The 12342-nt window shown below is 57.6% G+C and carries 16 protein-coding genes; 10 read left to right on the top strand and 6 right to left on the bottom strand.

Annotation, left to right across the window (positions count from 1 at the left end; all coding sequences use genetic code 11):
• Both AC2FH6_RS17595 and AC2FH6_RS17590 read left to right on the top strand, forming a co-directional pair.
• Entirely contained in the window at positions 1-267 is a 267-nt protein-coding gene (locus AC2FH6_RS17595) for a hypothetical protein (RefSeq protein ID WP_496703771.1), read from the top strand.
• A 10-nt stretch (positions 268-277) separates the two neighbouring features.
• Positions 278-922 carry a DUF1523 family protein gene (locus tag AC2FH6_RS17590; RefSeq protein ID WP_496689870.1) on the top strand — a complete coding sequence of 215 codons (645 nt, stop codon included), beginning with the start codon at positions 278-280 and terminating at the stop codon, positions 920-922.
• 52 nt (positions 923-974) lie between these two features.
• Here the strand turns inward: AC2FH6_RS17590 and AC2FH6_RS17585 are convergent, their stop codons facing one another.
• From AC2FH6_RS17585 to AC2FH6_RS17560, 6 genes are all read right to left on the bottom strand, one after another.
• On the bottom strand, positions 975-2069 hold the full coding sequence (locus AC2FH6_RS17585) for a flagellar basal body P-ring protein FlgI (protein WP_496703770.1): 1095 nt from the start codon (positions 2067-2069) through the stop codon (positions 975-977).
• On the bottom strand, positions 2066-3076 hold the full coding sequence (locus AC2FH6_RS17580) for a flagellin (protein ID WP_496703769.1): 1011 nt from the start codon (positions 3074-3076) through the stop codon (positions 2066-2068). The genes AC2FH6_RS17585 and AC2FH6_RS17580 overlap by 4 nt, the downstream gene beginning before the upstream one ends.
• Positions 3076-4527 (bottom strand): flagellar hook-associated protein FlgK, encoded by a 1452-nt coding sequence (flgK, locus tag AC2FH6_RS17575; RefSeq protein ID WP_496703768.1) that lies wholly within the window; start codon positions 4525-4527, stop codon positions 3076-3078. Before flgK ends, AC2FH6_RS17580 begins: the two co-directional genes overlap by 1 nt.
• A 33-nt stretch (positions 4528-4560) precedes the next feature.
• Positions 4561-5856 carry a flagellar hook protein FlgE gene (locus tag AC2FH6_RS17570; RefSeq protein WP_271950842.1) on the bottom strand — a complete coding sequence of 432 codons (1296 nt, stop codon included), beginning with the start codon at positions 5854-5856 and terminating at the stop codon, positions 4561-4563.
• 98 nt (positions 5857-5954) lie between these two features.
• The gene (locus AC2FH6_RS17565; RefSeq protein WP_496703071.1) at positions 5955-6794 is read right to left on the bottom strand and encodes a flagellar motor protein MotB; all 840 of its coding nucleotides are present in this window, start codon (positions 6792-6794) and stop codon (positions 5955-5957) included.
• An 85-nt stretch (positions 6795-6879) separates the two neighbouring features.
• Positions 6880-8217: a FliI/YscN family ATPase gene (locus tag AC2FH6_RS17560; RefSeq protein ID WP_496703767.1), complete on the bottom strand. Its 1338-nt coding sequence runs from the start codon at positions 8215-8217 to the stop codon at positions 6880-6882.
• Between the two features lie 87 nt (positions 8218-8304).
• Here AC2FH6_RS17560 and AC2FH6_RS17555 point away from each other — a divergent pair, with 87 nt between their 5' ends.
• The 8 genes from AC2FH6_RS17555 to flgH are packed head-to-tail and all read left to right on the top strand — an operon-like array spanning position 8305 to position 12333.
• Positions 8305-8691, top strand: coding sequence for a FlgB family protein (locus AC2FH6_RS17555; RefSeq protein ID WP_496703766.1), 387 nt, complete (start codon positions 8305-8307; stop codon positions 8689-8691).
• A 13-nt stretch (positions 8692-8704) separates the two neighbouring features.
• Positions 8705-9091 (top strand): flagellar basal body rod protein FlgC, encoded by a 387-nt coding sequence (flgC, locus tag AC2FH6_RS17550; RefSeq protein ID WP_281973567.1) that lies wholly within the window; start codon positions 8705-8707, stop codon positions 9089-9091.
• An 11-nt stretch (positions 9092-9102) separates the two neighbouring features.
• Entirely contained in the window at positions 9103-9393 is a 291-nt protein-coding gene (gene fliE, locus AC2FH6_RS17545; protein WP_142638325.1) for a flagellar hook-basal body complex protein FliE, read from the top strand.
• 3 nt (positions 9394-9396) lie between these two features.
• Positions 9397-9669, top strand: a complete 273-nt coding sequence (locus tag AC2FH6_RS17540; RefSeq protein WP_496697355.1) for a flagellar biosynthetic protein FliQ — start codon at positions 9397-9399, stop codon at positions 9667-9669.
• A complete protein-coding gene (locus AC2FH6_RS17535; protein WP_271950829.1) occupies positions 9669-10379 on the top strand; it encodes a flagellar hook-basal body complex protein in 711 nt (236 codons plus the stop codon). The genes AC2FH6_RS17540 and AC2FH6_RS17535 overlap by 1 nt, the downstream gene beginning before the upstream one ends.
• A gap of 21 nt (positions 10380-10400) precedes the next feature.
• On the top strand, positions 10401-11186 hold the full coding sequence (gene flgG, locus AC2FH6_RS17530; RefSeq protein WP_142638319.1) for a flagellar basal-body rod protein FlgG: 786 nt from the start codon (positions 10401-10403) through the stop codon (positions 11184-11186).
• On the top strand, positions 11186-11602 hold the full coding sequence (gene flgA / locus AC2FH6_RS17525; protein WP_496692713.1) for a flagellar basal body P-ring formation chaperone FlgA: 417 nt from the start codon (positions 11186-11188) through the stop codon (positions 11600-11602). Before flgG ends, flgA begins: the two co-directional genes overlap by 1 nt.
• Positions 11602-12333 carry a flagellar basal body L-ring protein FlgH gene (gene flgH, locus AC2FH6_RS17520; protein ID WP_416383935.1) on the top strand — a complete coding sequence of 244 codons (732 nt, stop codon included), beginning with the start codon at positions 11602-11604 and terminating at the stop codon, positions 12331-12333. The genes flgA and flgH overlap by 1 nt, the downstream gene beginning before the upstream one ends.
• The last annotated feature ends 9 nt before the right edge of the window (positions 12334-12342 follow it).

Here is a 12342-nt window from a genome sequence, read left to right as displayed (position 1 = left end):
ATGTTCGGAGCGATGCGCCTGTTTCTGATCCTGCTGGTCATCCAGACCGTGGCCTATTTTGCCCTGTCGCTGTATTCACGCAGTGTGCGTCGCCGCAGGCTAGAGCATTGGTGGGACGAAAAGGGCAAAACCGGAGACAAGGCAGCCTTTGTCGCACGGGGGCTGCAGGTCTATGACAATTCTTTCCGGCGCAAATTGATCCTGGGTGTCTATGTTGTGCCTTGGGTAGCGATCGGGTCGCTGATCTACATTGTGAACTACATGTGAGAGGTAAAGCATGGCCTATTTGAAATGGGCATTCATTCTGATTTTCTGGGGAACGGTCGCCGTAATCCTTCAGTATTCTCTGCCGCAACGGGATGTGGTTCGGATCGTCAACACCTATGAAGAACGGCAGGACCTGAACGACTGGACCCGGATCTTCTGGTCCGAGCCCGATGATCAGTCGGCCAGTCTGTCGAACCGGGATGTACAGTTCATTCAGGCCGTACGTGCCAATGGCAAACCGATTGTGTATCGCAACGAAGATACCAGCTGGGGTTGGCCGCCCTATTTCAAATTCGACACTGCCAATTTGTATACCGAAGCCAATGACGCGATCTCGGACAAAAATGACCCGGACTGGGTTGCCGTGACGCATTATGGCTGGCGGAATGAGTTCATGTCGATCTTTCCCAACGCTGTCTTTATCAAACATGTCGATGGTCCGGATGCGCGTCTGATCCCTTGGTTCAACATCGTCTTCCTGACGGTCTTCTTTGCGATTGTCTGGGCAATCTGGGTGCGCTGGCGCAGGTTCCGCCAGGCTCGGATCGATCCGATGATCGAGAGTGTCGAGGATGGGTTGTATGCAACCGGCGACGCCATCGGTGAGCATCGCAACCGATTCCGCAAATGGTTGGACAGTTGGAAATCAAAGTGACGTGAATTCCCGGCGGGTCTTGGGGCTGTGCGCCTACCGCCGGGATAGCCCTTCATCGAACGATGAACTCGGCGTGTAATGCTCCGGCCGCTTTGATCGTTTTCAGGATGTCGATCATGTCGCGGGGTGAGACACCCAAAGCGTTAAGCCCTGCGACGACTTCGGACAAGGTCGTGGCCTCGGGAATTTCCGCCAAACCGGTGCCTTCCTCTTCTTCGATACCGGCTACGGTACGCGGAACCACGACGGTTTCGCCTCGTGCGAACGGGTTTGGCTGAACCGCGATAGGGGCCTCTTCGACCGTCAGTGTCAGGTTGCCCTGCGAGACTGCCACGCGTGAGATCCGCACTTCCTGACCCATGACAATCGTGCCCGAACGCTGATCGACTACTACTCGCGCCTTTGTTTCTGGCTCTACTAGGATATTTTCAATGCGCCCAAGCGCATGCGCGGTCGAGATCGCCTGTGTCGCTGCAATATTCAGTTCGACCGTCCCGGAATCGCGCATGATCGCTACGGCCCGCTTGAATTCGGTATTGATTGCCTGCTCGATCCGACCGGCGGTTGTGAAATCCGGTTCACGCAGGGCCAGGCGCATTTGGGTCAGATTGGAAAGCTCAAAGTCGATTTCACGTTCGACCCGTGCCCCGGAGGGGATCACGCCGGATGTCGGAACCCCTTGGGTGACCGAAGCCGCATCGCCTTCGGCAACGGCGCCACCTGCAAGAACTGACCCCTGTGCCACCGCATAGATCTGACCATCTGCCGCATTCAGCGGTGTCATAATAAGCGTCCCGCCCAGCAAGCTTTTGGAATCGCCGATGGCCGAAACGGTGACATCAATCTGGCCACCGACCCGCGAAAAGGGGGGTAGGCTGGCTGTCACAAGAACAGCGGCGACGTTTTTGGGGCGAAAATCCTCACCATTCACGTTCACACCAAGCCGTTCCAGAATATTGGACATGATCTCTTCGGTGAACGGAGAATTCCTGAGCCCATCGCCGGTTCCATTCAATCCGACCACAAGACCATAACCAACCAGATCATTGCCGCGCACCCCGTCGAAATCGACAAGGTCCTTCAGCCGGATTGCCCCGGCAAAAGACAGGCTCGGAAGCAGGATCAGGAGAATGGCAAGTAATCTCATCTCAGGAAATTCACCAACGATAGGTTCGCGTTGCGAACGGTGACAGAATACAGGCTTTCCAATTGAAATTGGACAGTCTGCAGTTGCACTGCGGTTTGATACGGGTCCGCGGCGATCAGAGAGTTTCGGCTGTATTCCAGGCTTGTACGCGCCGCCGCGTTGCGCGTGGCGGCTTGTTCAATCCGGGCCTCCGCCGAACCAACATCCGCCCGCAGGTTCACTGTGCCGTCCTGCGTATTGGCAAGCTCGACACCCAACTGGGTAAACAAGGACGTCCGCAGATCATTGGGAAGTCCCAGATTATCGTCCGAAACCAGAGCGGCGACGGCGATGTCCCGCAACGCGGCTTTGAGCGTCGGATCGGTCGCAGTGATCGGAATAGAGACACTTTCATTCTCCGAAATGCTCATCGGTGCCAGCGCCGTATCTGAGCCCTGATAGATAACCGCATCGAAACCCGCAGGATCATTGAACCAGTCTTCCGCAGCTTGTGTGATGTCCGTGAGTGTTGTCAGCCCCGTCAACTCAGCCTCTAACGCGGTCAACAAGGTATCCGCAGATGCCAGAGGCGACACATCGGTATCCACGCCGGAAAACAGGCTTCGGCCACCCGCTCGGGTGTTCAATGCCGACATGACCGTATCCAGCTCATTTCTGGCCTGGACAGAGGCATGCTCATGCGTGACCGCCTGATTGGAGGTCCCATATGCCAGTAAGGATGACGTCAGGCGCCCCACCGCGTCGTTGACCGTTGTAAGGCTAAGCTGCATAGCGTTGGTGAACAGGCCAGCTTCGGCTGTGGCCACCTGAAAGGCATCCAGGCGTGACAGGTTTCGATCCATATCCAGAAGATAGGAATAATCCCCGTCCAGATGGCCGGAGACATCCTGCACTTTGCCTGAAGACATCTCATAAGACAGGGTTTCGATCTGATTTTTGATATCAGTCGCCCGCGATTTCAGGGTCAATCCGCGCGCTAGGTCGCCCATAGAGGTTACATTCATCATCACAGCCTCAACAATGTGTCCATAAGTTCATCGACGACCGAAACCAGTCTGGCATTTGCCGCATAGGCTTGTTCAATTTGCATTAGCCGCTGCAATTCCTGATCGGTATCGACGCCCTGTTCGGCCTCAATGGCCGTCATTTCCAGATTGGCGCTGTTTGCAAACACCCGCCGCCCATCAGCCACATGGGCGTCCGAGCCAACCCGTGACAGCAGCGCCTCAGAGATGTCGGCGGCGCGCATGTTTCCGGCCCCGAAAACCGAGCCTGCAACAGGGCGTTCGTCGTTCAGAATTGAACTGAAGGCGCGCAGCTGGCTGGCATCTCCGGCGCTACCAGGTGTGGCTGCCCCCAGCCCGGCGCGTAGTTTCCAGCTGTCTCCCCCGGCGTCCGGGTCGACGATTGCGTTCAAGCTGATGCGCGAGGCCAATCCCGTCACCGATGCCGGATCAAACCGGCTGCCATCATCGGTGAACACGCCCGGATCCGTGGCCAGCGCCGTCGGATCCAGCCCCGGCGTTTCGAATCTTTCGATAAGATCGCGCGCAACAGCATCCAGATCGACTTGAGCCTCAACCGCGATTTCATCCCGAATCTGGAATTGGGCCATCAAGGCACCACCGCGAATTTGGGCAAAATCGCCACTGGTGCGGACAGGGTTTCCGTTCAGCTCAAGCCCGGACAACAACCCGTTTGCTAGGGTCATATGGGGCTTGGTGTCGCCGGTTGTCGAAAAGGAGAACTCGGCCGCAGTGTTTTCCAGCAATATCAAGCCGCCATCAGAATAAAGCGAGACTTGATCATTGTCCCTTTGAATCACATTTACAGGAACCAGTTCGTTGACCTGATCAATCAGGACCTGTCGTTGATCCAGTAGCCCACCAATATCGGCGCCGGAATACTTAATGGCCGGGATCTTGGCATTCAGCTCTTCGATGTCCTTCAGAGTCTGATTCAGGGTATCGACCTGTTTGCCAATGGTCCGGTCAGCTTCGGACCGCATCTGCCGTAACCCTTCCGATGCTGCGTTCAGGCCGCGCGCCAGATCCTGAGCCGTGCGCGCAACCTGGTCCAGTCTTTCACTGGAATCCGGCAGGCTTGCCGCTGTTAAAAGGCTGTTGTCAAAATCAGCCAGTCGAACCACAAGCGAAGCGGGATCATCGGCGGACCCTACCAAAGATTCCAACCTTGTGTGAAAGTCTGAAATGGTGGTGTGGAAGGCCAGATCGGCATCCGTGGCCCGGCGGTTGGACGTGAGGACGGGATTCTGATGACGAATGACACCTACGGTACGCACGCCGTGGCCGGAAATCGTGTTGGTTGCCAGTTCCAAAGACCTGCGCGCGTAGCCGGGCGTCAATGCGTTTGCAATATTTTCGGACACAACCGCCGCACCGCGACTGGCGGCGGTCAGGCCGCCCAACGCGTTGTTCAATGCTGTGGACATATTCATTCTGCAGGTCCCTTTCCTGAATCAAAACCCTGATCAGCGTTTGATATTGGTTGTTTCCTGAAGCATCTCATCCACCGTTTGGATAACCTTTGCGCTGGAAGAGTAAGCCCGCTGTGTCTGGATCATCGAGGTCAGCTCGGTCGCCACATCGGTAGTGGATTCTTCGCGCGCAAAAGAAACCAGGTCGCCGGTTGGCCCGTCCCCCGCATTCCACAGAAAGAACGTCCCGCTTTCCCGGGATGGTGCATAGGTCTGGCTGTCCAGCGCGGTCAGTCCATTTGGGTTCGGAACATCCGCCAATGGGATCTGGTACATGCGTCGGCTGACGCCGGTATCGTAGAACGCATAAACATACCCGTTTTCGTCAACCTGAACGCTGGTCATGGTGCCGACCGCCGAACCGTCGCGCGTGATCGAAACTGGTGCAAATGTATCGGACAGTTGCGTGATTCCGTCGGCATCCCCGATTTCCCCTATATTGATCTCCATTGGGCCGCCGGCCACGTTCACCACAACGCTGCCGGTTGCTGGGTCATATGCACCGCCGGTGACCGCAGTTACGCTGGCCAGCGTGCCACCCGCAGTTCGGCTATCGGTGAAGGTCAGGGTGTATTCACCGATAATGGTGCCGCCCGAGGCTGAATCGCGCATGATCATCGTCCATTCGTTACTGCTGCCGGTGGCCGGCACTGTAGGGACGAGTTCGATATCAACGCTTTCGGATTTTCCCAGATTGTCGAAATATTCAACGGACAAGGGTTGCATGTCGCCAGGGGAACCCGCATCCGTAGCGGTCGCGGGCAGGTTCATGCGCAGATTCATCTGCGTCGTGGGTGCGCCCGACAGTTGATTAACACTGAGCTGAATGGGTTCAAGCGCAGCTGGAGTGTCACGCGGAACCGCAGGGATGGTTCCATCCGCATTCGCCCGCCAACCCAGCAGAACAAGCCCTGATTCGGTGACCAGATATCCTTCTTCATTGGTGCGGAACGACCCTGTCGTGGTCAGCAACATCTCATTCGAACCGGCCGCGATCTGAGAACTTGGTCGTACAGGCATCATGCCGCGCCCACGCACCGCAAGGTCGGTGGAGTTGTTGGTTGTCACCAGCGAACCGCGCTGGTCGATCAGGCGTTGGCTGGTGGTGCGAACGCCCCCAGCGGAATAGCTGCCGCCCTGGCCGGAGGTGACCATAGAATGGAAATCAGTTTCCACCCGTTTATACCCGAAGGTTGATGAATTCGCGATATTGTCCGAGATCGTCGCCAGCCGGTTTGCGTTGGCCTTCAAGGCGGCCACGCCAGCGTTCAGCGAAGAGGAAATTGTCATTGGCACGCCCTTCTGTTGCGTCAAATCTTGATGCAACAGCTAACGCGCTGGGCCTTAACAGCGCGCTAACAGGTAAAATGCCGTCTATCCTTTTATTCTCAGGTGCCGCGCAGAAAGATGATCTCGATCCTGTTGTTGCGTGCGGCCATCGGGTTTTCATCCGACAATTTTCGGTCGGCATGGCCGGTTACGCGCTCCAACCTGAGCGGTGCCACACCCTTGTCCTGCAGCATTTGGCGAACTTGCTGAGCGCGCGAGGTAGACAAATCCCAGGCCGGGTTTTTGGCCAGAACCACCGGCGAGGAACCGACATGCCCTCCGACCGCCATGTCATTTGTCACCAGATCAGAGGATCGGGCCACCAACAATGTCAGAGCACGCAGCATATTGGTTGGTTGGTTCGTCCCTGATTCGAACAGAGGTTGATCCTTGGTGGCAAAGAGTTCGACCACCAGACCCTCATCCGTCACGCGGGTGACGATATGTTTGAGGACTTTGTCGGACACCATGCTTTCGCCGGTTCGCCCCATAAGCTCTGATTCCAGTGAGGAAAAGTCTTCGACCGTTTCTTTTCCGCCGCCGTCCGAGCTGACGCCAACCGATCCACGCGCTTGTCGCGCGGGCGTCGGGCTGCGTTTGCTGGCGCCGGTCCCGTCCATGACCAGAGTTTCCTCAGAGAACATGTTATTGCCGCCAAAGGCCCCATCGCCGCCACCCGAAACCGGGTTTATGGGAATGGTCGGCGAGAAATAATCCGCAAGCCCTTTGCGTTGTTGTTCCGTTGTTGCATTCAGCAGCCACATCAACATGAAGAACGCCATCATGGCCGTGACAAAGTCGGCATATGCGACTTTCCACGCGCCACCATGGTGACCATCGCCACCTGACACACGTTTCTTCTTGATGATGACTGGCGCCACATTGGATTGCGCACCCATCTCCACCACCTTTTTATCACCCAGTTACAGGGGTAGCCGGGCAGGTCTTAAGGTGGGCTTAACACTTAAAACTGTCTTGAATTCCTCACTGCGGTAATGCTGCCCCGGCACGGCGCAGAATCAGTTGCAGGTGGTTGAAACTGTTGCTGATTCCGTCCGACTCGGCCTTGCCGAAAAAGGCATCAAGCTCGTCATGAACCCGGACTGCCTGATCCAATAACGGGTCTGCCCCCTCGGCATAAAGCCCGGCTTTGATCATAACCTCGGATTGCTCGTAACTACCAACCAGCCTGCGGGTTTCCGAGATCATCCGGTTTTCCGCCTCGGAGGCAGCTCCCGGCAGGCTGCGTGAAACTGACCGGCTAAGGTCAATGGCGGGGAAACGGCCGCGCTCGGCGATTCCGCGGCTCAGGACGATATGCCCGTCCAGAACGCCACGCAGAATGTCCGCTATCGGTTCATCCATGTCCGAGCCCGCAACCAGAACGCTGAAAACTGCTGTGATATCACCCTGATCAGCCGTGCCCGGCCCGGTTCGTTCGCAAAGACCAGCGATCAAGGGCGTGACCGAAGGTGGGAACCCGCGCAAAGAGGGGGCCTCACCCATCGCAACAGCGATTTCGCGGTGCGCCTCGGCAAAGCGGGTGACCGAATCAGCCAGAAACAGGACGTTCAGCCCCTGATCCCGCAGGAATTCCGCGACTGAAAGTGCCGACCATGCACAGCGCCTGCGGGCCAGCGCAGACTGATCCGAGGTTGCCGCCACAACCACAGATCGTGCCAACCCCTTGGCCCCAAGCGCATGTTCAACGAACTCATTGACCTCACGACCCCGTTCGCCGACCAGAGCGACCACAACCGCGTCTGCCTGCATCGACCGCGCCAGCGTGGCCAACAGGGTCGACTTGCCGACCCCTGACCCGGCGAACAGGCCAATACGCTGCCCCTGCACCACAGGTAACATGGTGTTCATAATGCTCAGCCCGGTTTCCATCCGTGCGCCCAGCGGTTTGCGGACAACGGCAGGTGGCGGATTTTGCAGGATATCTCTTTCCTGAGTGCCCGGCAGCAACGGCTTGCCGTCCAGCGATTTGCCGAAGGGATCAATGACCCGGCCCAGCCAGTGCAGTCCGGGGGAAAATGCCGGTGTCTGATTTAGAATCACCCGATCGCCTAGGCAAACCCCATCGGGTGCAGCGGCGGGTAACATGTGGATCAGATCCGATTCGACATGCAGAACTTCACCCGCCAGATCCGGGCCGCTGCGCCGCCGCAGGGTCAGGTTGTCGCCGATGCGGGCAACGCACTCCAACCCCTCTATTTCTATGACGCCGCGCCCAACACTGGCCACGCGGCCCATATGGCGCATGGCAGACAAACGGTCGAATTCGCATTTCAGAAGCATCGGGTCGAGATCGGTCATCGTGGGTTCTCCAACGGGTTTCTGAAAACGGTTTTTAAAGGAATCGGGGTTAAGCCTTGATTGAAATTGATCGAGGGAGAAGCCCCGATGTTCTCTGACCTGAACGTCTTTAAGACAGCGTACGTAATGGCAACCCATGCCGGGCAACGGCAGTCTGTCATTGCACGAAACATGGCAAATGCGGATACGCCGGGCTATCAGCCCCGCGATATCGAGGCCTTTCAGAAAGCTTTCGAAAATTCCGGGCGTGAGGTCGCGATGACCGCTACGCGGGCGGGGCATCTGAACGGCGCCGCCGCTGCCCGGCCCTGGGCCGAGTTCGATGCCGCACCCTCGGGCGATCCCAACGGAAATGGTGTTTCTCTTGAGGAAGAAATGCTCAAAGCGGTCGAGGTCAAGCGTCAACATGATCGCGCGCTGGCGATCTATAAATCCTCGATTGGCATGCTGCGCACCAGCCTTGGTCGCGGGTGAGGAGGGCTGAGAGATGAGCGATTTTTCCCATTCCCTTTCCGCCTCGGCCAGCGCCCTGCGCGCGCAGGCGGCCCGTTTGCGGCACGTCTCCGAAAACATCTCGAATGCGGATACGCCGGGATATCGGCGCAAAACCGTGCCGTTTGAAGCGGTCAGCAAAGACGGCGCGCAAATGGTCGAGACCGGGCGCGTTAAGCTTGATCGTCGCGACCTGTCGCGCATCTATGACCCCGGCCATGCGTTGGCCGATGAGACCGGCCATTATCGCGGGTCCAATGTAGATTTGATGATAGAAATCGCTGACGCGCGTGAAGCGCAGCGCAGCTACGAAGCCAATCTCAAGATGTTCGACCAGACACGACAAATGTCGTCGAGCCTTATGGAACTTCTCAGAAAATAAAGGACACCAGAATGGATATCCGATCCCTGACCGCCGCGCAGAGCTATGCCGTAGCGCGGCCCGCTACGCAGCCCGACCCCGACCTTGCCGGAATGGCACAGGGGTTGCGCTCAACCTTTCAGGACTTTGCCGCAACATTGAAACAGTCCGAGCAGATGTCCGGCGCGGCGATGACCGGCCAAGCCGATCCGCACGCGCTGGTTCAGGCGTTGGCGCAGACCGAACTGGCCGTCGAAACCGCCGTCATCGTGCGCAACAAAGTGGTCGAGGCCTATCAGGAAATCCTGCGGATGCCGGTCTGATCGATGCTCAGCGAAGGTCTCTATTATGACATCGTCCGCCAGGCATTGTGGGTTGCGGTGATCACATCCGTCCCGATCCTGGCGGTGGCACTGGTCTCGGGTCTGGTTGTGGGTCTGTTCCAGGCGCTGACCTCGGTGCAGGAAATGACGCTGACCTTCGTGCCAAAGCTGGTCGCCATCGTGATCGTTTTCTGGATTTCGATGGGGTTCATGACCCAGACGCTGGTGACGTTCTTCACCTCAACCCTCATCCCACTGATCGCCGGAGGCCGCTGATGGATACCTCATATACCACCTTGTCCCGCCAATCGGGGCTGATGAATGAAATGCGGTTGGTGGCGAATAATATCGCCAATGCCAATACCACGGGCTACCGCCAGCAGGGCTTGGTGTTTTCCGAGTTCGTGAAAGCCTCGCCGGGCAATCCGTCCTTGTCCATGGCGCGGGCAGAGGCACGCAATACCTCGTTGCAACAAGGCGTTCTGACCGAAACCGGCGGGCAATTTGATTTCGCCATCGAAGGCGACGGGTTTTTCATGATCGAAACCCCCAGCGGCAACCGGCTGACACGGGCGGGTGCGTTTTCACCCAGTGCCGAGGGTGATCTGGTTACCATGGATGGGTACCGGGTTCTGGACAGCAACGGCGCCCCTGTTTTCATTCCGCCGGATGCCGCGTCGATTGATGTCGGCAGCGACGGCACGCTTAGTATCGAAGGGCAAGTTCTGGGACAGATCGGCGTCTACCGCGTTGCTGATCCCACGAGCCTGGTGCGCGAGGGCAGCACGCAATTTCGGTCAGATGCAGCGATTGAACCCGTGGAGGAGCCGGTCATTGTGCACCGATTCCTCGAAGGATCGAACGTGAACGCGATCGAACAGGTCACCCGGATGATCGAAATCCAGCGCGCTTATGAGTTGGGGCAGAGCTTTCTTGAAACCGAAGACGAACGTGTGCGTGGGGCGCTTAAGGCGCTGATGCGCTGATTTGATAACGGAGGAATTGATATGCGGGCACTGAAAATCGCAGCGACAGGCATGACCGCTCAGCAGATGCGGGTTGAGACGATCTCGAACAACCTGGCGAATATGAATACCACAGGCTACAACGCGCGCCGCGCCGAGTTTGCAGACCTGCACTATCAACAAATGGCGCGCGCTGGGACGGTGAATGCCAATGACGGCACCGTCTTGCCCACAGGTATACAACTGGGTCTGGGGGTGCGCCCGGCTGCGGTCACCGTGCAGCTGGCACAGGGTGCGTTGGCGGCCACTGGCAGCGATTTGGATGTCGCAATCGAAGGGCGCGGCTATCTTGAGGTGACGTTGCCCAGCGGTCAGTCTGGCTTTACCCGTGACGGCAGCCTGAAACGCTCGGCCGAAGGGTTGATCGTCACTTCAGATGGCTTCGCTGTCGCGCCAGAGATCACAATCCCAGACGATGCAAGGTCGATCTCGATCAATGCATCGGGTGAGGTTTACGCCTATTTCGATGATACCGCCGAAGGACAGTTGCTCGGTGAATTCACCCTGGCCAGTTTTTCCAATGCCAAAGGGCTGGAGGCGATCGGCAGCAACCTGTTCAAAGAAACCGAAGCCTCGGGCGCGCCTGTCATCGGCACTCCGGGCGAGGGCGGGATGGGCACATTGCGGCAGGGATATCTCGAGGACAGCTCGGTCGATGCCGTGCGCGAAGTCACCGAACTGATCGAGGCCCAGCGGGGATATGAGATGAACGCCAAGGTCATCTCGGCCGTCGATCAGATGATGGGCGCAACAACGCAGGTGCGGTGATGCGCGCCCTATTCATAGCACTGGTGACGATCAGCCCGCTTTGTGCCTTGGCTGAGATCGTGGTGCCGATCCGGACCATACGCGCCAAAGAGGTGATCTCGGCCGCCGATCTTGAGATCAAAGATCAGGTTGTCCTCGGAGCGGTTACAAACACCGATGATTTGATCGGTCAGGAAGCACGCGTCGCGCTTTACCCCGGACGCCCGGTTCGCGCAGCAGATGTCGGGCCGCCCGCTCTGGTGGACCGCAATGATCTGGTGGTTCTGGTCTTTGACCGTCGTCCCCTTTCGATCAAGGCCGAAGGCCGTGCCCTGGGGCGCGGGGCTGTCGGCGACCGTATTCGGGTCATGAATCTGTCGTCACGTACAACTGTTGTTGGCTTTATCCGGCCTAACGGTCAAATCGAGGTAAAATGATGTTCGGAAAACTAAAACTGTTGATGATGGCATGTCTGGCTCTGACCGCCTGTGGTCGACTGGATCATTTGGGAAAACCGCCAAGTTTCACACCCGCGGACGAGTCTGCTGAACATGTTGCCATGCTGTGGCCGGGTTTGCCGTTGCACACGCAGCCACAGCGCAATGTTGATCGGTCCTCGCTATGGAGCGGTGGCCAACAATCGCTTTTGGGAGATCAGCGCGCAATCAAAAAAGGCGATATTCTGACGGTTGTCATCGAGTTGGACGAGAAAGCCGAGATATCCAACGACACAAATCGCTCACGCAGCGGGTCAGAAAGCCTTGAGGTTCCCGACCTGTTCGGCCTGCCGCAGCGGGCGCTGGAACGGCTGCCCGACGGGGCGACGCTGGACGAAGCTGTTGGGATCGACTCATCATCGGTTAGTAAGGGCAAGGGCTCGGTCAAGCGTAAGGAAAAGCTGACACTCAGAGTCGCCGCGACCGTCATCGACGCCTTGCCGAATGGTGTGTTGGCCATATCGGGCTCGCAGGAGCTGCGCGTGAATTTCGAACTCCGAGAGCTATTGGTCACGGGATATGTGAGGCCACAGGATATCTCGCGGAAAAATGAAATCACCTATGACAAGATTGCTTCGGCGCGCGTGTCTTATGGTGGCCGCGGTCAGATCATGGATGTGCAGCAGCCCCGTTACGGCCAGCAGGTCCTCGATACAGTTTTGCCGTTCTGAGGTCGTATA

This window comes from Ruegeria sp. CDSC045, assembly GCF_059610725.1.
This window is presented reverse-complemented; position numbering and strand designations above follow the sequence as displayed.

What these genes read in the sequence shown, in the direction of transcription:
- AC2FH6_RS17540 (WP_496697355.1), top strand. Translation starts at nt 9,397, where the DNA reads ATGCTCAGCGAAGGTCTCTATTATGACATCGTCCGCCAGGCATTGTGG.
- fliE (WP_142638325.1), top strand. Translation starts at nt 9,103, where the DNA reads ATGGATATCCGATCCCTGACCGCCGCGCAGAGCTATGCCGTAGCGCGG.
- AC2FH6_RS17535 (WP_271950829.1), top strand. Translation starts at nt 9,669, where the DNA reads ATGGATACCTCATATACCACCTTGTCCCGCCAATCGGGGCTGATGAAT.
- flgH (WP_416383935.1), top strand. Translation starts at nt 11,602, where the DNA reads ATGTTCGGAAAACTAAAACTGTTGATGATGGCATGTCTGGCTCTGACC.
- AC2FH6_RS17580 (WP_496703769.1), bottom strand. Translation starts at nt 3,076, where the DNA reads ATGATGAATGTAACCTCTATGGGCGACCTAGCGCGCGGATTGACCCTG.
- flgK (WP_496703768.1), bottom strand. Translation starts at nt 4,527, where the DNA reads ATGAATATGTCCACAGCATTGAACAACGCGTTGGGCGGCCTGACCGCC.
- flgG (WP_142638319.1), top strand. Translation starts at nt 10,401, where the DNA reads ATGCGGGCACTGAAAATCGCAGCGACAGGCATGACCGCTCAGCAGATG.
- AC2FH6_RS17585 (WP_496703770.1), bottom strand. Translation starts at nt 2,069, where the DNA reads ATGAGATTACTTGCCATTCTCCTGATCCTGCTTCCGAGCCTGTCTTTT.
- AC2FH6_RS17555 (WP_496703766.1), top strand. Translation starts at nt 8,305, where the DNA reads ATGTTCTCTGACCTGAACGTCTTTAAGACAGCGTACGTAATGGCAACC.
- AC2FH6_RS17590 (WP_496689870.1), top strand. Translation starts at nt 278, where the DNA reads ATGGCCTATTTGAAATGGGCATTCATTCTGATTTTCTGGGGAACGGTC.
- flgC (WP_281973567.1), top strand. Translation starts at nt 8,705, where the DNA reads ATGAGCGATTTTTCCCATTCCCTTTCCGCCTCGGCCAGCGCCCTGCGC.
- AC2FH6_RS17570 (WP_271950842.1), bottom strand. Translation starts at nt 5,856, where the DNA reads ATGACAATTTCCTCTTCGCTGAACGCTGGCGTGGCCGCCTTGAAGGCC.
- AC2FH6_RS17565 (WP_496703071.1), bottom strand. Translation starts at nt 6,794, where the DNA reads ATGGGTGCGCAATCCAATGTGGCGCCAGTCATCATCAAGAAGAAACGT.
- AC2FH6_RS17560 (WP_496703767.1), bottom strand. Translation starts at nt 8,217, where the DNA reads ATGACCGATCTCGACCCGATGCTTCTGAAATGCGAATTCGACCGTTTG.
- flgA (WP_496692713.1), top strand. Translation starts at nt 11,186, where the DNA reads ATGCGCGCCCTATTCATAGCACTGGTGACGATCAGCCCGCTTTGTGCC.
- AC2FH6_RS17595 (WP_496703771.1), top strand. Translation starts at nt 1, where the DNA reads ATGTTCGGAGCGATGCGCCTGTTTCTGATCCTGCTGGTCATCCAGACC.